This window comes from Pseudomonas sp. KH_050 (assembly GCF_057838875.1).
In genome coordinates this window covers 760,568-779,204 of the sequence record NZ_CM174478.1, presented here as the reverse complement: position 1 = coordinate 779,204, position 18,637 = coordinate 760,568, and the positions used below count along the sequence as shown (strand labels likewise).

Below are 18,637 nucleotides of genomic sequence, written 5' to 3'. Positions count from 1 at the left end.
CAGGTCAGGAGAGTCTAGCGTTCGAGCCAGACAAGGGAGGCAAACCGACCAGTGCGAGGACTGCGGCGGTAGGAATAGAAGCGCGGGTCGGTCACCGTGCAGAAACCGCCGCCATACACCGCCGTTACGCCGCGAGTGGCCAGGCGCAAACGCGCCAGCGTATAGATGTCGGCCATGAACTTGCCGGCATTGCGGCTCGGGACAAAGGCTTGAACCGTTTCCGGAAGCTGTCGGACGAAGGCTTCACGAACCTCCGGGCCGACTTCGAAGGCTTGCGGGCCGATGGCCGGCCCCAGCCAGACCAGCACCTCGGAAGGTGGCACGGCAAGGCTGTCCAGCGTCGCCTCCAGCACGCCAGCCGCCAGCCCGCGCCAACCGGCATGGGCCGCCGCGACACGGCTGCCGGCACGGTCGCAGAACAGCGCAGGCAGGCAATCGGCGGTCATCACCGTGCAGGCAATACCCGGCGTGGCCGACCAACTGGCGTCGGCGGTCGCGACCAGGCCCGGATCGGCATGGGCCACGGCAATCCCGTGAACCTGTTGCAACCAGGCCGGCCGGATGGAAAAGTGATCGGTCAGACGACGGCGATTCTCGGCGACGGCCTGGGGGCTGTCGTCGACATGGTCGCCAAGGTTGAGGCTGTCGAACGGCGCCAGACTGACGCCGCCCGAACGAGTGGTGACGCAGGCTTTCACCCCGGCAGGCGCAGGCCAGTCAGGAATCAGCCACTGGGTCATCCGATGAACGCCTCACGGTCCTGCTTGAGCAGCGACAGCAACCAGACGAAGTCGTCCGGTAGCGGCGATTCCCAGCTCATGCGTTTACCGGTCGTCGGATGATCCAACTCCAGGAAACGCGCGTGCAGAGCTTGCCGCGGGAAGGTTTTCAGCGATTCGACCATGGTCAGGCTGGCTGCTGGCGGAATGCGGAAACGTCCGCCGTAGGCAGGATCTCCGACCAGCGGGTAATTGATGTGCGCCATGTGCACGCGAATCTGGTGCGTTCGACCGGTTTCCAGCTTGACCCGCACATGAGTGTGGGAGCGAAAACGCTCGAGCACGCGGTAATGACTGACTGCCTGCTTGCCGCCTTCCATCACGGCCATGCGCTGACGCTGCTGGCCGTGACGACCGATCGGCGCATTGATCTTGCCGCCGGCGGTGACCACACCAATCACGATGCACTCGTAGATCCGGCTGACGCTGCGGCTCTGCAGCTGGGTAACCAGCTGGGTCTGCGCCTGAATCGTCTTGGCCACTACCATCAAACCGGTGGTGTCCTTGTCAAGACGGTGCACGATACCGGCGCGCGGTACATTGATGATGTCCGGCACATGATGCAGCAGCGCGTTGAGCAGGGTGCCGTCGGCATGACCGGCAGCCGGGTGCACCACCAGGCCCGCAGGCTTGTTGATGACCAGGATGTCGTCGTCTTCATAGACGATATCCAGCTTGATGTCCTGAGCGACCCATTCTCCCTGAGCTTCCTGCTCGGCGGTCAGCTCAAGAATCGCACCGCCATGAACAATGTCTCGCGGGCGGATAACCGCTCCATCCACAGTCAGGCGGCCGTCTTTGATCCAGGCGGAAAGGCGCGAGCGCGAGTGCTCAGCGAATAATTGTGCGGCGACTTGATCGAGGCGTTGGCCGCCCAATTCGGACGGCACCTCTGCGCGGAGTTCAATTTTATCGGACATGCTCAGACTAGGCGTCGGCACAGCTTTTGGTTTCGGCTGCGCGCTTGTGGTTAAATACGGCGTCTTTTGCCCCGAAGCTTTTCAACGGGGCACTCATCATAACAGGACGGCCACGCCCAAGACAGCGGCCGTCATAGGGACGCAAGCCGCCATGCAAGTGAAACACCTGCTGCTGATCGCCATCCTCGCATTGACCGCTGCTTGCTCATCGAAGGAAGTGGTCGACGAAAACCTCAGCGAGGTCGAGCTGTACCAGCAGGCGCAGGCCGACCTGGACAACAACAGCTATACCAGCGCCACGGCCAAGCTGAAGGCTCTGGAGTCGCGTTATCCGTTCGGTCGCTACGCCGACCAGGCGCAACTCGAGCTGATCTATGCGAACTACAAGAACGCCGAGCCGGAGGCTGCCAAGTCCGCCGCCGAGCGGTTCATTCGCTTGCACCCGCAGCACCCGAACGTGGATTACGCCTACTACCTCAAGGGCTTGACCTCTTTTGACCAGGACGTCGGTCTGCTGGCGCGTTTCCTGCCGCTGGACATGACCAAGCGTGACCCGGGTGCCGCTCGTGACTCCTACAACGAGTTCGCCCAGCTCACCAGCCGCTACCCGAACAGCCGCTACGCCCCGGACGCCAAGCAGCGCATGATTTACCTGCGCAACCTGCTGGCCGCCTACGAAATCCACGTTGCCGACTACTACCTGACCCGTCAGGCCTATGTAGCCGCCGCCAACCGCGGTCGTTATGTGGTGGAAAACTTCCAGGAAACCCCTGCGGTCGGCGACGGCCTGGCGGTGATGGTCGAATCCTACCAGCGCCTGCATCTGGACGAGCTGGCCAATACCAGCCTGGAAACCCTGAAGCTCAACTACCCGAACCACCCGACCCTGGTTGACGGTCAGTTCGTGCCACGAGTTGCCGAAGCGGACAACCGCTCATGGCTAAGCAAGGCGACCCTGGGTCTGATCGAATCCCGCCCACCGCTGCCGCCGGGAGAAACCCGCGCCAACCAGGACGTGCAGAGGCAGTTCCAGGACGCCAAGGACGCGATTCCGGCCGAGCTCAAGCCTAAAGACAGCGACGGCGATGTCATCGAAGAAAAAGAACCCGAAGCTGAAAGCAATAACGAAGACCGCTCATGGTTCAGCCACATGACCTTCGGCGTGTTCGACTGACGCTGACTTGATGGCAAAAAGGGAGACTCTCGAGTCTCCCTTTTTTATTACGGCGTTTTATTGCGCTGTGCTCAGGGAGTGTCCTTGGCTAAACTGCCAATTCACTCGTCGAAAAGCTGCTCATCATGCTTCGTTTACTGTTCTGGATCGCTCTGATTGCTGCTGCGGTATGGCTCTGGCGCAAGTTCAAACACTCTGCTTCCGTGGCCAATGCGCCCGACGAGAAAATCGCCGCGCCCATGGTCCGCTGCGCCCACTGTGGCGTGCACTTGCCGCGCGACCGAGCGCTGAGTCTTCAACAACAGTGGTATTGCAGCCAGGCTCACCTGGAGCAAGGCCCGGGTTCGCGTGACCGCTGAGACTTTAAGCTCTGGTGGCAAACAGGCCCAGCGAATGCTGAGGCTCTATCACCTCTACCGTTTAAGTATCGGCGCCACCCTGGTGCTGCTGATTTCCAGCGACATGGACAACCAGCTACTGGAGCTCGCGAACGACAATTTGTTTCGCGCTGGCAGCTGGCTGTATCTGATTCTGAATATTCTGGTGGTTGTCCTCCAGGGGAACCCCAAACGGCCTGCTGAAATCTTCAGCCTGGCGCTGGCTGACGTCCTGCTGCTCTCGGGTTTGTTCTATGCCGCCGGAGGCCCTCCAAGCGCCATTGGCGATCTACTGATCGCTTCGGTAGCCATCAGCAACGTGTTGTTGCGAGGACGCATCGGCCTGGTGATTGCCGGGGTCGCGGCCATCGGCATCATTTCCCTGACCTTTTACCTGACCCTCAGTCGTCCGACGCTCGCCAACTACTATTTGCAGGCTGGCGCCCTTGCCGTCCTGTGCTTCGCCGCCGCGTTGTTGGTGCAGGGCTTGACCCGTCTGCTGGAGGTCAGCGAGACGCTTTCGCAGCAGCGCGCCAGTGAAGTCACCAGCCTTGAAACCCTCAACTCGCTGATTCTGCAACACATGCGCACTGGCATTCTGGTGATCGACGCCCAACGCCATATCGTGCTGGCCAATCAGGCCGCGATGAGCCTTTTGGGCCGGGAACACCTGAGTGGCCAGTTGATCGATGCCTGCTCACCGCCACTGGTCGAACGCCTGCAGCTGTGGCTCAACAATCCCACCTTGCGCCCGCAAAGCCTGACAGTCGGCGGTACCGGCCTGGTTCTTCAGCCGAGCTTCATCGCTTTGGGCCCGGACGACCAGCGTCAGACACTGGTGTTCCTCGAAGACCTCGCGCAAGTCGCCCAACAAGCCCAACAACTCAAGCTCGCCGCCCTGGGCCGCCTGACCGCCGGGATCGCTCATGAAATCCGTAACCCACTGGGCATCATCAGTCACGCCGCGCAGCTATTAGGCGAGTCCGAGGAACTGATCGGCCCGGATCGACGTCTGGCACAGATTGTTCAAGACCAATCCCGGCGAATGAATCGTTTGATAGAAAACGTTCTGCAACTGTCACGCCGCCAGCCTACCGAGCCACAACGGCTCGACCTGAAACCGTGGCTGGAGCAGTTCGTCAGTGACCTGCGCAGCATGGCCACCGACCGACAACAGGTTCATCTGGAGCTGGGTGCCGGTTCTTTCGAAACCCTGATGGACCCGAATCAACTGACCCAAGTGCTGAACAACTTGCTACAAAATGCCTGGCGCCACAGTGCTCTGGCCCATGAGAACGCCGAGGCCTGGCTGAAATTGTATATCGAGCCGGCTAACGAACGACCGACCCTCGAGATACAGGACAACGGGCCCGGCGTAGCCGATGAGCAGCGGACGCATTTGTTCGAACCCTTCTTTACCACCGCCCCCCAAGGCACCGGCCTGGGTCTCTATCTGTCCCGTGAGCTGTGCGAAAGCAACCAGGCCCGCCTAGACTTCAAATCACGCCAAGGCGGCGGTTGTTTTCGCATCACCTTTGCTCACGGACGGAAACAGTCTTGAATATCAGCCCACGGCAAAAAGTTCTGATCGTCGACGATGAACCGGATATCCGCGAACTTCTGGAGATCACGTTAGGCCGGATGAAACTCGACACCCAAAGTGCCCGCAATGTCGGCGAAGCCCGCGACTGGCTGACCCGGGAAGCCTTTGATCTGTGCCTGACCGACATGCGCCTGTCCGATGGTAGCGGTCTGGAGCTGGTGCAGCACATCCAGCAGCGCCACCCACAGGTTCCGGTCGCCATTATTACCGCCTATGGCAACCTCGAGACGGCGATCAACGCGCTGAAAGCCGGCGCCTTCGACTTTCTGACCAAACCGGTGGACCTCCCCCGCCTGCGGGAGTTGGTCAGCAGCACCCTGCTTCTGCCGACAGCAAGCGCCCGACCGCCCTCTATCGACCGGCGCCTGCTCGGCGATTCGCTGCCAATGCGCAACTTGCGCAAACAGGTCGATAAACTGGCTGCAAGCCTGGCCCCGCTGTACATCAGCGGCGAGTCCGGCAGCGGCAAGGAGTTGGTGGCCCGGTTGATCCATGAGCTGAGCCCGCGCACCAGCCAACCCTTCGTACCGGTCAACTGCGGGGCGATTCCGTCGGAACTGATGGAGAGCGAATTTTTCGGCCATCGCAAAGGCAGCTTCAGCGGCACCATCGAAGACAAGCCCGGGCTGTTCCAGGCGGCCAATGGTGGCACGCTGTTCCTCGACGAAGTGGCCGACCTGTCCTTGGCGATGCAGGTCAAACTGTTGCGCGCGATTCAGGAGAAAGCCATTTGCAGCATCGGCGGGCAACAGGAGGTGGTGGTCGATGTGCGCATTTTGTCTGCCTCGCAAAAGGACCTGAACGCCGAAGTCGCCGCCGGACGCTTTCGTCAGGACCTGTACTACCGCTTGAATGTGATCGAGCTGCGGGTGCCGCCCTTGCGCGAGCGACGCGACGATATCGAACCGTTGGCCATTAACGTTCTCCAGCGACTGGCGGCAAACAGCGGCTTGCCGCCGGCCAGGCTTCATCCGCAAGCGCTTGATGCGCTGAAACGCTATAGATTCCCGGGCAATGTGCGCGAGCTGGAGAACATGCTCGAACGTGCACACACCCTTTGTGAAAACCAACAGATCGAGGCGATCGACCTGCGTCTGGCAGAAGGCAGTTGCATAGCCGAACCCGCTGAACCGGATCTGACGCAGATCGACAACCTGGAGAATTACCTGGAAAACGTCGAACGCAAACTGCTGCTCCAGGCCCTCGAAGAAACCCACTGGAACCGCACGGCAGCGGCGCAGCGTCTGAACCTGTCGTTTCATTCGATGCGCTATCGGTTGAAGAAGCTGGGGCTGGAGTAGGAGCTGCCGATAGGCTGCGATCTTTTGATCGTTGCTTCAGGGGGATTGAAGGCCCTAAAAGATCGCAGCCTATCGGCAGCTCCTACGGGATTTGTGTTCCCCCGCTGATCCGGCGGCGAATGCAATCGGCGGAGCTGCCGCAGGCTGCGATCTTTTAAGGAGGCCGCTAAATCCGCCCGGTCGGTGCATACGGCGCCGGATCAATGATCGGCTCGCGGTCCAGCATCAAGTCGGCGAGCAACTGACAGGAGGCCGGGGCCAGAACCAGGCCATTGCGGTAATGCCCGCAGTTCAGCCACAGTCCTTGAATACCCGGAACCTTGCCAATATAGGGAATGCCCTTTGGCGAACCCGGCCGCAGCCCCGCCCAATGCCCCACCACTTCAGCATTCGCCAATGCCGGAATCAGTTCGATGGCCGAGGCCTTCAGACTCTCCAGCGCGGATTGGGTGGGCGTCTTGTCGAACCCCTCATGCTCCAGCGTGCTGCCGATCAGAATATGACCATCACGGCGTGGAATCGCATAACGCCTTTTGGCCAGGACCATGCTCGAGAGGAAATCCGATGCACATTTGTAGAGAATCATCTGGCCTTTCACCGGCTCGACCGGCAACTCCAGGCCCAGGCCTTGCAACAATTCGCCACTCCAGGCGCCCGCCGACAGTACCACCCGGTCAGCCCGAATTTCGCCCGCCGATGTCTGAACCCCCACGACATCCTCGCCTTCGCGAATGAATCCACTGACTTCGCATTGCTCATGGATCGTCACATTAGGCAATGCCGACAATGCGGCCTTGAGCGACTTCACCAGTCGCGGATTGCGCACGTTGGCCACATTCTCCATGTAGATCGCTCGCGAGAAACCGGTGCCCAGTACCGGCACCGCATCGTGAACAGCCGAAATATCCACTGTCCTCAGTGGGCGGTTTTCCCGCACCGCCCAGGCCAGCGCCTCGGCTTCGTCATCCAGATCCAGCCAGTACAGGCCAGTGGTGTGCACCTCAGGATCAACCCCGGTTGCGGCAAACAGGCGTTCGCCCAGTTGTGGATAAAAATCCTGCGACCAATGGGCCAGAGCGGTGACCGCCGGGCTGTAGCGCCATGGATACAGCGGCGAAACTATCCCGCCACCGGCCCAGGACGACTCCTGCCCCACATTCGAGCGATCCAGCAGGATCACATTCTGCACTTCAGAAGCCAGATTAAACGCGCTCAGCAGGCCGATAACCCCACCGCCGACAATCACCACTTGCTGTTGCTTGGCCATCTTCTGATCCAACAATGAAAAAATCAGGGGTGCACAATGCGCCCGGAAAAGTTACTCAGCGACCCCAGCAATCTTTGGTTCCCAGACCTTCAGCCGCATTGGCAATGGTTCTGAGGCCAGTATTGGTGATAGTGAAATCCCCACACTTGTCACTCGCCATCATTGAACCGCCTTTACGAGTTGCCGTCAGCGAGAAGGCCTGATCAGTCAGCGTCGGCGTGATGCTGTAGTAGTCATTACCCGCGCTGAGGTCGGGGGTATTGGTTTTGGTGGTATACGCACTGTTTTTCGAATAGAACCGTTCCAGGTTTTGCGCCTGTTCGGAGAGCAATCCGGCAATCTCTGTGCGATGGGCTTTCTTCACGTATTCGGTAATGGCCGGGTAGCCGATGGTCACTACAATACCGATGATCGCGATCACAATCATGATTTCGATCAAGGTAAAACCCTGGTTGAGTCTGCGCATGCCTCATCTCTCACTTACTGTATTTGTCGCCACATGATCCGTCGGCTTGTTGCGCCGCCGCCCGGTTTTTCCACCAGAGCGGTAACACCACCGCTGGAGTCGTTCACAATCTTGCGCGCCGCGTCGTTGACGATCGCGTTCAGTGTTGGAATACCGCCGGTGAAGATGACGCCGCTGGACAGTGTGTCAGTGCTGTCGACGAGGCCATCGCCGTTGGTATCAAGTACTGCATAGCTGAGCATCTTACCGCTGAACGCCTCCAGTTCGATCAGTTTGCCGGTACCAAAGCTGGAACAGGGGTCAGTGGTATCCACGCCGGCACTGGTAAACACAATGCGCCCCGCCACCAGACTGGCCTGATTGATGACACGCTCACCGGTCAGCGCACTGTTGTAAACCAGCGGCAGATACCAGCCCTTTTCTGCTGGATAGGTCACTTCATTCTGGGTCGTAGTGATGAATTGGCCCGCACTCCCGGAGAACACCCCCGTCACTGCCTGGGCCTGCAAGTTGGCGACAGTAAACTGGCCGGCACCGCCATCCGCATCCTGGATGGCATAGAACCCTTGCGGATCCTTGGTCAATTTGTCCGCGGTCTCATTGAATTTCCCCGTGCCGAAAAACACCACTTTGCCATTTGCAGGATGGTCCGCCAGCAACGGTTGCGCAGTGATTGGCTGGGTTGCGCCGCCAGGCGCGGTAAATAACGGTTTGCCGGAAAAGGCCAGACTCCAGCTGGCGGGGGAGGCGCTACTCAAATCAAATTTCCATAGCCGACCCTTCAAGTCACCGCCATACGCGGCCTGCACTACATTCTGCGCATTGACCTTGAGCTTCACTGAAGAGAGCCCATTGCTCGTTTCAGCGCTGTCGATGACGATTTTCCTGATCAGTGAACCATCGCCAATATCCACCACATACAAGGCGGCGACTCCGGAGTTGCTGCCATAGCCATTGGAAATGAACGCTGCCCAACGGCCATCCGCCAAGCGCGCCACTTCCGGGCGGGCGTAGGCATAACCCAGATCATTGAATGTGTTGGCGGCGTTGACCGTCGCCGGAGCGCTGATTTCCCACATCGCCTTGGCCACATTCCCTGCCGAGGCGTCAAAAAGCTGCAGCGCGTAGAAGGTCTTGCCACCTGCCCCGACCCCGCCGAGCACCAGGGTTTTCCAGACGCTATTGAGCTGGGCATCAAATACAGCCACCGGGCCATCATTGAGAAACTTGTGCCCAAGGCCATTGATGTAGCCGGTATCGGCGATCGAATGCAGGGATGCCAGCACGCTGGAAGGCATATAGGCGTAGCGCCGGGTGCCATTGGCCGCGTTAATGACATTGAGAAAGCCGTCGTTGGCATTCACCACCAGACTGGCACTCATGTTCGCGGCTTTGGTGGTCAGGAAAGTGCTGTAAGTTGTATCGCCCGCCAGGTCAGAGGCGGTTTTGTCCGTAGGCGCTGCAAGCACCAACGGAGAGTTGATAATGTCTCCAAGCAGAACGGAACGCACTCTCAAACCGGTTTTGTTGGTGCCTTTACTCCATTCCACCAGGTCAACACCCGTGATACCAGTCGGCAGGCTCTGGTTGAGCGCAGTCTTCTGAATACTGGAAAAGTTGTTGTAGGCCAGGGTGACTGCCGTGTTGTTCGTAGTGTTCCAGGACTGGAAGGTCGGTGCCGTGGCGGCGGGCACGATGGCCGTGTCGGTGCTCCAGAGCGTCGACGAGGTATTGACCGCACCGTTCGAAGTGAAGCCAAAGGACTTGATCGTACCGCGCCAGTCCTTGGGGTCGTAGCTGGTCTGGTAATAGCTGGAATCGGCAGCCAGGGTGGTCCCGCTGGCCACACCGCTGCCGCCGGAGCCTGCCCTGGAGCTGATGTCACCCAAGGCTGATGACAATGCATTGCTCAGGCCCGCAAGGTCGCTGGCTTGATAATACTTGCCCGCGCCGTAGGTGGCCGCATCGGACAGCATCTGGTTCGCCGCGGTGAATCCCACGGTGTAGGTGTTCATGTACTGCCTGGAAAAATCCGGCGCCGACCAGCTTTTGCCTGCGAGATCGGTTCCCGTTGAACGCATGTCGATGTCGTAGGCGAACTTGGCGATGTCATCCAGGTACTGCGTGTCGCCTTCGGTATCGCCATTCAGGTTGTCGCCATCATTGCTGCTCACTCCATCCCAATCGGGCAGTTTGCTGCCACCCAGAGGGTCGTTGGTGGGGAAGGTCCGGTCATAGGTCGGCAAGCCGTCGGTGATCACCACCGCGTAGTTTTTCTGGCAGCGATACTGGATCGGGCTGGTGTAGGTCCCGGGAGTCGAGTTGTAGAACGGCGCCATGCCACGGAAATAGCGGGTGACCTCGTAATAGGCTTCGGCCAGTGGCGTATTGGCTACAGCTTTCAGCCCGCTGATCGAGGCGATCAATGCGTTGTAGTTGTCGCTGCCGCTCGCCACAGTCAAATCACTGACCGGACGGGCGATATAACCGCCAGGCCCCGGGTTGTTGCCAGTCGGTGGATTGAACGTCGCCAGCCCAATACGCAACGAGCGATTGCTGGCCACCAGCGCGGTGGAAACGTCACGCGCCACATTCATTCGGTATTCATTGGGGATCGAGCCGTTGGTAAAGTCCTTATTGGCTCTGTTGGCCAGTGCGATCAAATAGGACAAGTAGTTCGCCGAATAACGGGTTTTCTGGCCACCCACTGGATCCGGGAGTTTCAAACAGAACGAATTCAAACCGCGGAGTCCGTCATAGAAGCCGAACCAACCCGACGGACACCCTCCCCGATTCAAACTCGATAACAAAATATTGGTATCGGTCATGTCGAGATTCTGGCCGCCCAGGCATGAGAAATCGGAACTACAGATTGTCACCTGAGAACGGTTGAGGTTCGGATCGAAACCCGCCGCATAGATGATGCTGTTCATACTTCTCGAGTCATCGAGCACCAACATCACGTTGGGCGTTACCGCCGCACCGCTCAACAGCGGCGAGTCCGAGGGCGTGAAGGCGTAAGTCGGCGCGGCCAGATAAAGGCTCAGCAGCACGCCGCAGAGCAGCTGCAATAGCCCGTGCTGCCAGCCACAGCGTGGCTCAATACTTTGCATAGATACTTTCCAGCACGCTGCGCGAGTTACCCACCTGGCCGACCGCCGTAACCCGATACAGCGTTGCCGGGATACCGCTTGGCACATTGACCGCGCCGCTTCTGATACCGAGATTCTGCACCCCATAAAAGCCCTTGCCCGCAGCGATCCAGGTCACCCCCGAAGTAGCGTTGAGCCCGGCGGCGGCCACCACCTTCGACTCGGCGGGCGGCAAGCACCGAGTGCCCGCACAGGCGGGCAATGAATAGGTCTCCAGTTGCACTGCGCTTTCGCCGACTCGCAGTGCCGTTTCGGCTAATTGAAAAGACTGGTTTCGCAGGACCACGCTGCCAGCCATTTTTTCCTGCAAGGTTGCATTCTGCATCGACGAAATGCCGATCAGCGTCAGCAGTAGCAGGAACACCAGGCTGACCAACAGGGCCATGCCGCGCTCGGAGGTTGCAGTCATTGGAACACTCTTCATTGGCAGCCCACCTACAGCAACCGGTTGCGCAAAGCGGCAACCACGTTATAGGTCTGGTCGCGTACGCGGTTGTTCGGGTCCACCAGGGTCAGGGTCAAGCGCACACTGCGTATAAGCTCCGGTTTGGTCGGGTTGAAGGTGTAGCTGGACACTGCGACATCATTGGCCGAATGGGCGACTCCGAAACTCACCTTAAAATCGCTGACGTGGTCCAGTAGCACCTGGCCAAAGTCGGTTCCAGTGCCTGTATTCATCCACAATTCATTGTTACGGAAGGTGTAGGCCAACTGCCGTATCGGGAACGCCAACTGCCCGGCCGGGGCCACACGGACGCCGCTATAAGCGGTTGCGCCGCTCAGGCAATCGGAGACGACGGTCCAGGTCGGCGCCCCGCCGTTATTACCGACATCGGCGGTCACCAGGGTCAGTTTGAGTTTGGCGTTGTCCCAACTGATGGGGGTTGCCGCGTTGGCGGTGAAGTCCGAAGCCAAGCTGGCATCAGTGATTGAGCCAAGGCAACCGAACATGCCGACCATACGGATTTCCTGGAGCATTTTGCTCAGGACAATACGTGCATCCTCTTGCATGCTGGCTGACGCGTTCTGGCTGAGGTAGGTGTTCTTCGCCGAGATGAAAACCTGTGCGACGCCCAGCACCACGATCAGGCTCAATGCCAGCGCGACCATCAACTCGATCAGACCGAAACCTCTGACGCGGCTCTTCACGGTGTCACCGCAGGGTCGACGGCGACACGGCTGGTCAGGACAAAGGTCCGCTGAGGCGTACTGCCCTGAGCAGGGTTGGCGGCCCCTGGCGCCCTCGAATCGTCCCAGTTAATGGTGATCGTGAACACTCGCTTGTTCACTGTAATGTTCCCGCTCGCTGTCGGGCCGCCGAAGTTGAGGATATTGGTGGTGAAGTTAAAAAGGTCCTCATCTCGGGCGACACCGGGATTGCTTGAGCCGGGAGGTGTGACGGTGTAATCGGCGCCGGAGTTGGCGCGGATCCGGTCCAGCATGTCGTAGGCGATAAAACTGGCCTGACTGGTCATCCGCGAACTGTCGGTGAACTTCAGTGCATTGAGCTGAATCGCCGCTGCGCCCAGCAGCCCTACGCCGAGGATCAATACCGCAACCAATACTTCGATCAGTGTCATGCCGTCCTGTGCACGTTTGTCCGATCCCGTCATCCGCAATTCCCGCCCAAAACAATCCGTCCATTGAGACACACATTGATCATCCTTGTTTGCGCACCCAACACATAATTCATGGTCACGGCGGTAGCAGGTGCTGACAACCCTCCCAGATTGTTGAAGTTGATGCTGGTTACACCTGAGGTTAGCGTCAACGTGGCGCCGCTGCTCATCGCTGGAATAACCCGCAATACATTCGGCGGGGTGTCAGGGTCGGTGTCGGGGCCGTCGTAAATTGACAGTTCCTCGGTCCAGGCGCTGCCCTTCTCGGTCGGCCGGATCTGCGTGGTGATACCCCGTTCTATCGCCTCCAACCGCGTTGAATTGAGCCCACGCAGCAAATCACCGACCTCGGTATCGGCTTTGGTGCCTTGTACCGACCGGGTAAAGGTCGGAATGGCCATCGTCAGCAGAATCACAGAAACCGCCAGCGTGACCATCAACTCAATCAGCGTAAAACCCCTTACGCGGTGGTGCATCCGACACTCCTCAACAACCATCGTCTATAACTAGCGTTACAACCTGGAGCATTCGACCACCGAATGCACGGTTGATTACCAGGAGCTGCGCACGGATTGCGCACTCACCGCATCTCCATGGAGGGAGACGCCATGCACCAGAAAGGTTTCAGCCTGATTGAACTGCTCACAGGCATGGCGATCGCCGCCCTCCTGCTGCAACTGGTGAGCCCGCCATTCAAGGAGCTGCACGATTCGGTACGCCGGGAGAATGCCGCCCGGGTGCTGGCCAGCGGCATGCGCAATGCCCGCACCGAAGCCATCCTGCGTAACCAGGCCACCGTCATCCATGCAGTCGAAGACGACTGGAGCCTGGGCTGGAGAATCATTCTGGATATCAGCGGCAAGGGTCATGAAGACCGCGACAACCCTGTGCTGCTTGAGCGCCAGGAGAGCGGGCGGCTGACGATTGTCGGGAATGGACCGCTGAAGACCTATGTTCGATTTACCGGTTTGGGCGAAGCATTGCTGCCAGGGCCAGGCGGCGCCTTTCGCGCCGGGACCGTGCATGTCTGCGCCACGGACCAAAGCATCAGCCACCATCAAGTGGTACTGGCCAAATCCGGGCGCATCAGCCTGCGCAGTAATAAAACCGAGCAGGAACTGTGCGTGGGAGGAGAAGACTCAGAGCAGCGAGCGAACGCGTAGTTCTTTGGGCATGGAGAAGGTGATGTTCTCCTCGCGGCCTGCCAGCTCTTCGGCTCCGGTCGCGCCCCAGGCCTGAAGCTGCTGAATCACGCCACGCACCAGCACTTCCGGTGCCGAAGCGCCAGCCGTGATGCCGATCCGCTCGACGCCATCGAACCAGCTGCGTTGCAGGTCTTCGGCACCGTCGATCAGATAGGCCGGGGTGGCCATGCGCTCGGCCAGCTCGCGCAAGCGGTTGGAGTTGGAGCTGTTGGGACTGCCGACCACCAGCACCACATCGCACTCGTCGGCCAGTTGTTTGACCGCGTCCTGACGGTTTTGCGTAGCGTAGCAGATGTCGTCCTTGCGCGGACCGCCAATCGCCGGGAAGCGACTGCGCAGTGCGTCGATGACCCGGCTGGTGTCATCCATGGACAAGGTGGTCTGAGTCACGAACGCCAGTTTGTCCGGGTTGTGCACCTGCAATGCAGCGACATCCTTTTCATCTTCGACCAGATAGATCGCGCCGCCATTGTGGCCATCGTACTGGCCCATGGTGCCTTCCACTTCCGGGTGACCGGCATGGCCGATGAGGATGCATTCACGACCGTCGCGACTGTACCGCGCGACCTCGATGTGCACCTTGGTCACCAGTGGGCAGGTCGCATCGAAGACTTTCAGGCCGCGGCCCGCCGCCTCGGTACGTACCGCCTGGGAAACACCGTGGGCACTGAAGATCACGATGACGTCGTCCGGCACCTGATCCAGCTCCTCGACGAAGATCGCGCCGCGAGCGCGCAGGTCTTCGACAACAAATTTGTTGTGGACCACTTCGTGGCGCACATAGATCGGCGGCCCGAAGACTTCCAGGGCGCGATTGACGATTTCGATCGCCCGGTCTACACCGGCGCAGAAGCCACGGGGATTGGCGAGTTTGATTTGCATACTGTGCCTCGTGGCTTGCGCGCAAGAAATAGCGAAAACAGTGAACACTAATTGTGGGAGCGAGCAGGCTCGCTCCCACATTTTTACCGCATCCCGTCAGTTACAGCGCTTTGACGTCGATGATTTCGACATCAAAGGTCAAGGTTTTACCGGCCAGCGGGTGGTTGAAGTCGATGGTCACCTGGGCGTCATCAAAGGCTTTGACCACACCGGGCAACTCGGTATTCGCCGCATCGTTGAAGATCACCAGCAGGCCTTCGGACAGTTCCATATCCTGGAACTGCGAACGCGGGATGATCTGCACATTTTGCGGGTTGGGCTGACCGAAAGCGTTTTCCGGCAGGATTTCCAGCTCGCGCTTGTCGCCAGCCTTGAATCCGAACAGGGCCGCTTCGAAACCCGGCAGCAGGTTGCCATCACCGACCTTGAAGGTCGCCGGGGCCTTGTCGAAGGTGCTGTCGACGGTATCGCCATTTGCCAGGCGCAATGCGAAATGCAAGGTGACTTCCGTGCTCTGGCCAATGCGTTGCACAGCCAATAACTGCTCAGTCATGTACGGCTTCTCCGGTCTTTTTACTTTTGAACATATCCAGTGCGAGCATCACTGCCCCAACGCTGATGGCGCTGTCGGCAAAGTTGAACGCCGGGAAATACCAGCGGTTCTGCCAATGCACCAGAATGAAATCGATCACATGGCCCAAGGCAATGCGGTCGTACAAGTTACCCAAGGCACCACCGAGCACCAGCGCCAGCGCGACCGCCAGCCAGGTTTCGTTGCGCCCCAGACGCTTGAGCCAGACCACCAGCACGGCACTGACCACGATCGCGATCAGAGCAAACAGCCAGCGCTGCCAGCCGGAACTGTCAGCCAGGAAGCTGAACGCCGCGCCAGTGTTGTAGGCCAGGGTCCAGCTGAAGTAGTCCGGGATCACCACGATTTGCTGGTACATCGCCAGCGAGCCTTCGAAGTAGAACTTGCTGGCCTGGTCAATGACCAGTACCAGCAAGCTCAACCAGAGCCAGCTCAGCCGTCCGAAACGGCTAGCAGGGTTAGGCATAGTGACGAACCTCGCCGGCACCGCTGATGTTGTCGACACAACGACCGCAGATTTCCGGGTGCTCAGGGTTTACGCCAACGTCTTCACGGCAATGCCAGCAACGGGCGCACTTGGCGAAGCTCGACTTGACCACTTTGAGCTTGAGACCAGCCACTTCGGTTTCCACCGCATCGGCCGGCGCTTGCGCAAATGGCGCAACGCTTGCAGTCGAGGTGATCAGTACGAAGCGCAGTTCGTTGCTCAGCCTGGCCAGGTCGGCGCTCAGCGCGTCCTCGGCGAACAGCGTCACTTCGGCTTGCAGGTTGCCACCGACGGCCTTGGCCGCGCGCTGGATTTCCATTTCCTTGTTGACCGCTACCTTGACCGCCATGATTCGCTCCCAGTAGGCGCGGTCCAGCTCGATACCTTCCGGCAGTTCGCTGAGGCCTTCGTACCAAGTGTTGAGCATGACCGATTCGTTGCGCTCGCCCGGCAGGTACTGCCATAGCTCGTCGGCGGTGAAGGCCAGGATCGGAGCGATCCAGCGCACCAGCGCTTCGGAGATATGGAACAGCGCGGTCTGGCAGGAGCGCCGGGCCTTGCTGTCGGTGCCAGTGGTGTACTGACGGTCCTTGATGATGTCCAGGTAGAAACCGCCCAGCTCCTGCACGCAGAAGTTGTGGACCTTGGAATAGACGTTCCAGAAGCGGTATTCACCGTAGTGCTCTTGCAACTCGCGTTGCAGCAGCAAGGTGCGGTCCACGGCCCAACGGTCCAGCGCGAGCATTTCTTCGGCTGGCAGGAGGTCGGTGGCCGGGTTGAAACCGCTCAGGTTCGACAGCAGGAAACGCGCGGTGTTCCGGATCCGCCGGTAGGCGTCGGCACTGCGTTGCAGGATCTGGTCGGAAACCGCCATCTCGCCGGAGTAGTCGGTAGAGGCTACCCACAGACGCATGATGTCGGCACCCAGAGTGTCATTGACCTTCTGTGGCGCGATCACGTTGCCCAGGGACTTGGACATTTTGCGACCGCCCTCGTCGACAGTGAAACCATGGGTCAGCAACTCGCGGTACGGCGCGTGGTTGTCGATGGCGCAACCGGTCAGCAGCGACGAGTGGAACCAGCCACGGTGCTGGTCTGAACCTTCCAGGTACAGGTCGGCACGTGGACCGCTCTCATGGCCGATGGAATGCGAACCGCGCAGCACGTGCCAGTGAGTGGTACCCGAGTCGAACCAGACGTCGAGGGTGTCGCTGATCTTGTCGTAGAGCGGCGCTTCTTCACCGAGCAACTCGGCCGCGTCCATCTTGAACCAGGCTTCGATGCCTTCGACTTCAACGCGCTTGGCAACTTCTTCCATCAGCTCGACGGTACGCGGGTGCAGTTCGCCGCTTTCCTTGTTCAGGAAAAACGGGATCGGCACGCCCCAGTTACGCTGACGGGAGATGCACCAGTCCGGGCGGTTGGCAATCATCGAATGCAGACGCGCCTGGCCCCAGGCCGGAATGAATGCGGTTTCTTCGATGGCCTTGATCGCCCGCTTGCGCAGGGTCTCGCCGGTCGCAGGTTGTTTGTCCATGCCGACGAACCACTGCGCGGTGGCGCGGTAGATCAGCGGGGTCTTGTGGCGCCAGCAGTGCATGTAGCTGTGGCTGATGGTTTCGGTGTGCAGCAGCGCACCGACTTCAGCGAGCTTGTCGACAATGGCCGGGTTGGCCTTCCAGATGAACTGGCCGCCGAAGAACTCCAGCGAAGGCGCATACACACCATTGCTTTGCACTGGAACGAGGATGTCGTCGTTGACCATGCCGTACCGCTTGCAGGTCACGAAGTCGTCTTCACCGTAGGCCGGTGCGGAGTGGACCACCCCGGTGCCGGCACCCAGTTCGACGTAGTCGGCCAGGTAAACCGGCGACAGACGATCGTAGAACGGATGGCGGAAATTGATCAGCTCCAGCGCCGCGCCCGGAACGGTGGAAATGACCGAACCTTCAAGGTTGTAGCGAGCCAGGCAGGATTCGACCAGCTCTTCAGCCAGCACCAGCAGTTTGTCGCCGACATCGACCAGGGCGTAGTTGAACTCCGGGTGAACGTTCAGCGCCTGGTTGGCAGGGATGGTCCATGCAGTGGTAGTCCAGATCACGATCGAGGTTGGCTTGCTCAGCATAGCCAGGCCGAAAGCGGTCGCCAATTGGGCTTCGTCAGCGATCGGGAAGGCCACGTCGATGGTCGAGGATTTCTTGTCCTGATATTCGACTTCGGCTTCAGCCAACGCCGAACCGCAGTCAAAACACCAGTTCACAGGCTTGAGGCCCTTGAACACGAAACCGCCCTTGACCATTTCCGCCAGGGCACGAATTTCGCCGGCCTCGTTGGCAAAATCCATGGTCTTGTACGGATTGGCCCAGTCGCCCAGCACGCCGAGGCGGATGAATTCGGACTTCTGCCCTTCGATCTGCTCGGTGGCGTAGGCACGGCACAGCTCACGGGTCTTGTCCGCGGTCAGGTTCTTGCCGTGGGTCACTTCGACCTTGTGCTCGATCGGCAGGCCATGGCAGTCCCAGCCCGGAACATAGGGCGCGTCGAAACCTGAAAGGGTTTTCGAGCGGATGATCATGTCCTTGAGAATCTTGTTCAGCGCATGACCGATGTGAATGGTGCCGTTGGCGTACGGAGGACCGTCGTGCAGTACGAACTTCGGACGATCCTTACCAATCTCACGCAACTTCTGGTACAGGCCAATGCTGTCCCAGCGCTGCAGAATCTGCGGTTCGCGCTGAGGCAGGCCGGCCTTCATTGGGAAGGCGGTGTCCGGAAGGTTTAGCGTGGCTTTATAGTCGGTCATTTATGGCTCT

General features: G+C 59.5%; 18 protein-coding genes. 5 read left to right on the top strand and 13 right to left on the bottom strand.

Going from position 1 to position 18,637, the window contains the following annotated elements:
• Positions 1 to 14: 14 nt before the first annotated feature.
• Positions 15 to 740, bottom strand: a complete 726-nt coding sequence (pgeF, locus tag AC3IUA_RS03580; RefSeq protein ID WP_489359158.1) for a peptidoglycan editing factor PgeF — start codon at positions 738 to 740, stop codon at positions 15 to 17.
• A complete protein-coding gene (gene rluD / locus AC3IUA_RS03575) occupies positions 737 to 1,699 on the bottom strand; it encodes a 23S rRNA pseudouridine(1911/1915/1917) synthase RluD (protein WP_489359157.1) in 963 nt (320 codons plus the stop codon). Before rluD ends, pgeF begins: the two co-directional genes overlap by 4 nt.
• Before the next feature lie 151 nt (positions 1,700 to 1,850).
• Between rluD and AC3IUA_RS03570 the strand changes: the two genes are divergently transcribed.
• The 4 genes from AC3IUA_RS03570 to AC3IUA_RS03555 all read left to right on the top strand — a co-directional run bounded on the left by AC3IUA_RS03570 (position 1,851) and on the right by AC3IUA_RS03555 (position 6,154).
• The gene (locus tag AC3IUA_RS03570) at positions 1,851 to 2,873 is read left to right on the top strand and encodes an outer membrane protein assembly factor BamD (protein WP_489359156.1); all 1,023 of its coding nucleotides are present in this window, start codon (positions 1,851 to 1,853) and stop codon (positions 2,871 to 2,873) included.
• A 125-nt stretch (positions 2,874 to 2,998) separates the two neighbouring features.
• Positions 2,999 to 3,232 (top strand): PP0621 family protein, encoded by a 234-nt coding sequence (locus AC3IUA_RS03565; RefSeq protein ID WP_489359155.1) that lies wholly within the window; start codon positions 2,999 to 3,001, stop codon positions 3,230 to 3,232.
• Positions 3,222 to 4,811, top strand: coding sequence for a sensor histidine kinase (locus tag AC3IUA_RS03560; RefSeq protein ID WP_489359154.1), 1,590 nt, complete (start codon positions 3,222 to 3,224; stop codon positions 4,809 to 4,811). The genes AC3IUA_RS03565 and AC3IUA_RS03560 overlap by 11 nt, the downstream gene beginning before the upstream one ends.
• Positions 4,808 to 6,154 carry a sigma-54-dependent transcriptional regulator gene (locus tag AC3IUA_RS03555; RefSeq protein WP_489359153.1) on the top strand — a complete coding sequence of 449 codons (1,347 nt, stop codon included), beginning with the start codon at positions 4,808 to 4,810 and terminating at the stop codon, positions 6,152 to 6,154. Before AC3IUA_RS03560 ends, AC3IUA_RS03555 begins: the two co-directional genes overlap by 4 nt.
• Before the next feature lie 166 nt (positions 6,155 to 6,320).
• On the opposite strand, the gene thiO is transcribed toward AC3IUA_RS03555, so the two are convergent.
• From thiO to AC3IUA_RS03520, 7 genes are read right to left on the bottom strand one after another with little or no spacing between them, the layout of a single operon-like run.
• Positions 6,321 to 7,421, bottom strand: coding sequence for a glycine oxidase ThiO (gene thiO / locus AC3IUA_RS03550; RefSeq protein ID WP_489359152.1), 1,101 nt, complete (start codon positions 7,419 to 7,421; stop codon positions 6,321 to 6,323).
• Positions 7,422 to 7,476: 55 nt separating this feature from the next.
• Positions 7,477 to 7,887 (bottom strand): type IV pilin protein, encoded by a 411-nt coding sequence (locus AC3IUA_RS03545; RefSeq protein ID WP_489359151.1) that lies wholly within the window; start codon positions 7,885 to 7,887, stop codon positions 7,477 to 7,479.
• A gap of 14 nt (positions 7,888 to 7,901) precedes the next feature.
• Positions 7,902 to 11,000, bottom strand: a complete 3,099-nt coding sequence (locus AC3IUA_RS03540) for a pilus assembly protein (RefSeq protein WP_489359150.1) — start codon at positions 10,998 to 11,000, stop codon at positions 7,902 to 7,904.
• Complete coding sequence (locus AC3IUA_RS03535) at positions 10,987 to 11,463, bottom strand: pilus assembly PilX family protein (RefSeq protein WP_489359149.1); 477 nt, start codon at positions 11,461 to 11,463, stop codon at positions 10,987 to 10,989. The genes AC3IUA_RS03540 and AC3IUA_RS03535 overlap by 14 nt, the downstream gene beginning before the upstream one ends.
• 11 nt (positions 11,464 to 11,474) lie before the next feature.
• Entirely contained in the window at positions 11,475 to 12,188 is a 714-nt protein-coding gene (locus AC3IUA_RS03530; protein WP_489359148.1) for a PilW family protein, read from the bottom strand.
• The gene (pilV, locus tag AC3IUA_RS03525) at positions 12,185 to 12,652 is read right to left on the bottom strand and encodes a type IV pilus modification protein PilV (RefSeq protein ID WP_489359147.1); all 468 of its coding nucleotides are present in this window, start codon (positions 12,650 to 12,652) and stop codon (positions 12,185 to 12,187) included. The genes AC3IUA_RS03530 and pilV overlap by 4 nt, the downstream gene beginning before the upstream one ends.
• Complete coding sequence (locus AC3IUA_RS03520; protein WP_489359146.1) at positions 12,649 to 13,134, bottom strand: GspH/FimT family pseudopilin; 486 nt, start codon at positions 13,132 to 13,134, stop codon at positions 12,649 to 12,651. Before AC3IUA_RS03520 ends, pilV begins: the two co-directional genes overlap by 4 nt.
• Before the next feature lie 132 nt (positions 13,135 to 13,266).
• On the opposite strand from AC3IUA_RS03520, the gene AC3IUA_RS03515 reads away from it, so the two are divergent.
• Positions 13,267 to 13,821: a GspH/FimT family pseudopilin gene (locus AC3IUA_RS03515; protein ID WP_489359145.1), complete on the top strand. Its 555-nt coding sequence runs from the start codon at positions 13,267 to 13,269 to the stop codon at positions 13,819 to 13,821.
• On the opposite strand, the gene ispH is transcribed toward AC3IUA_RS03515, so the two are convergent.
• The 4 genes from ispH to ileS form a co-directional block, all read right to left on the bottom strand.
• A complete protein-coding gene (gene ispH / locus AC3IUA_RS03510) occupies positions 13,798 to 14,745 on the bottom strand; it encodes a 4-hydroxy-3-methylbut-2-enyl diphosphate reductase (protein WP_489359144.1) in 948 nt (315 codons plus the stop codon). The two genes, AC3IUA_RS03515 and ispH, sit on opposite strands and share 24 nt — an antisense overlap.
• A gap of 100 nt (positions 14,746 to 14,845) precedes the next feature.
• On the bottom strand, positions 14,846 to 15,298 hold the full coding sequence (locus AC3IUA_RS03505; RefSeq protein WP_489359143.1) for an FKBP-type peptidyl-prolyl cis-trans isomerase: 453 nt from the start codon (positions 15,296 to 15,298) through the stop codon (positions 14,846 to 14,848).
• Positions 15,291 to 15,803, bottom strand: coding sequence for a signal peptidase II (gene lspA / locus AC3IUA_RS03500; RefSeq protein WP_489359141.1), 513 nt, complete (start codon positions 15,801 to 15,803; stop codon positions 15,291 to 15,293). The genes AC3IUA_RS03505 and lspA overlap by 8 nt, the downstream gene beginning before the upstream one ends.
• Complete coding sequence (ileS, locus tag AC3IUA_RS03495) at positions 15,796 to 18,627, bottom strand: isoleucine--tRNA ligase (RefSeq protein ID WP_489359140.1); 2,832 nt, start codon at positions 18,625 to 18,627, stop codon at positions 15,796 to 15,798. Before ileS ends, lspA begins: the two co-directional genes overlap by 8 nt.
• Between the last annotated feature and the right edge of the window lie 10 nt (positions 18,628 to 18,637).

Excerpts from the sequence above, each read along its gene's own strand:
- pgeF (WP_489359158.1), bottom strand. The coding sequence starts at position 740 with ATGACCCAGTGGCTGATTCCTGACTGGCCTGCGCCTGCCGGGGTGAAA.
- rluD (WP_489359157.1), bottom strand. The coding sequence starts at position 1,699 with ATGTCCGATAAAATTGAACTCCGCGCAGAGGTGCCGTCCGAATTGGGC.
- AC3IUA_RS03570 (WP_489359156.1), top strand. The coding sequence starts at position 1,851 with ATGCAAGTGAAACACCTGCTGCTGATCGCCATCCTCGCATTGACCGCT.
- AC3IUA_RS03565 (WP_489359155.1), top strand. The coding sequence starts at position 2,999 with ATGCTTCGTTTACTGTTCTGGATCGCTCTGATTGCTGCTGCGGTATGG.
- thiO (WP_489359152.1), bottom strand. The coding sequence starts at position 7,421 with ATGGCCAAGCAACAGCAAGTGGTGATTGTCGGCGGTGGGGTTATCGGC.
- AC3IUA_RS03545 (WP_489359151.1), bottom strand. The coding sequence starts at position 7,887 with ATGCGCAGACTCAACCAGGGTTTTACCTTGATCGAAATCATGATTGTG.
- AC3IUA_RS03540 (WP_489359150.1), bottom strand. The coding sequence starts at position 11,000 with ATGCAAAGTATTGAGCCACGCTGTGGCTGGCAGCACGGGCTATTGCAG.
- AC3IUA_RS03535 (WP_489359149.1), bottom strand. The coding sequence starts at position 11,463 with ATGAAGAGTGTTCCAATGACTGCAACCTCCGAGCGCGGCATGGCCCTG.
- pilV (WP_489359147.1), bottom strand. The coding sequence starts at position 12,652 with ATGACGGGATCGGACAAACGTGCACAGGACGGCATGACACTGATCGAA.
- AC3IUA_RS03520 (WP_489359146.1), bottom strand. The coding sequence starts at position 13,134 with ATGCACCACCGCGTAAGGGGTTTTACGCTGATTGAGTTGATGGTCACG.
- AC3IUA_RS03515 (WP_489359145.1), top strand. The coding sequence starts at position 13,267 with ATGCACCAGAAAGGTTTCAGCCTGATTGAACTGCTCACAGGCATGGCG.
- ispH (WP_489359144.1), bottom strand. The coding sequence starts at position 14,745 with ATGCAAATCAAACTCGCCAATCCCCGTGGCTTCTGCGCCGGTGTAGAC.
- AC3IUA_RS03505 (WP_489359143.1), bottom strand. The coding sequence starts at position 15,298 with ATGACTGAGCAGTTATTGGCTGTGCAACGCATTGGCCAGAGCACGGAA.
- lspA (WP_489359141.1), bottom strand. The coding sequence starts at position 15,803 with ATGCCTAACCCTGCTAGCCGTTTCGGACGGCTGAGCTGGCTCTGGTTG.
- ileS (WP_489359140.1), bottom strand. The coding sequence starts at position 18,627 with ATGACCGACTATAAAGCCACGCTAAACCTTCCGGACACCGCCTTCCCA.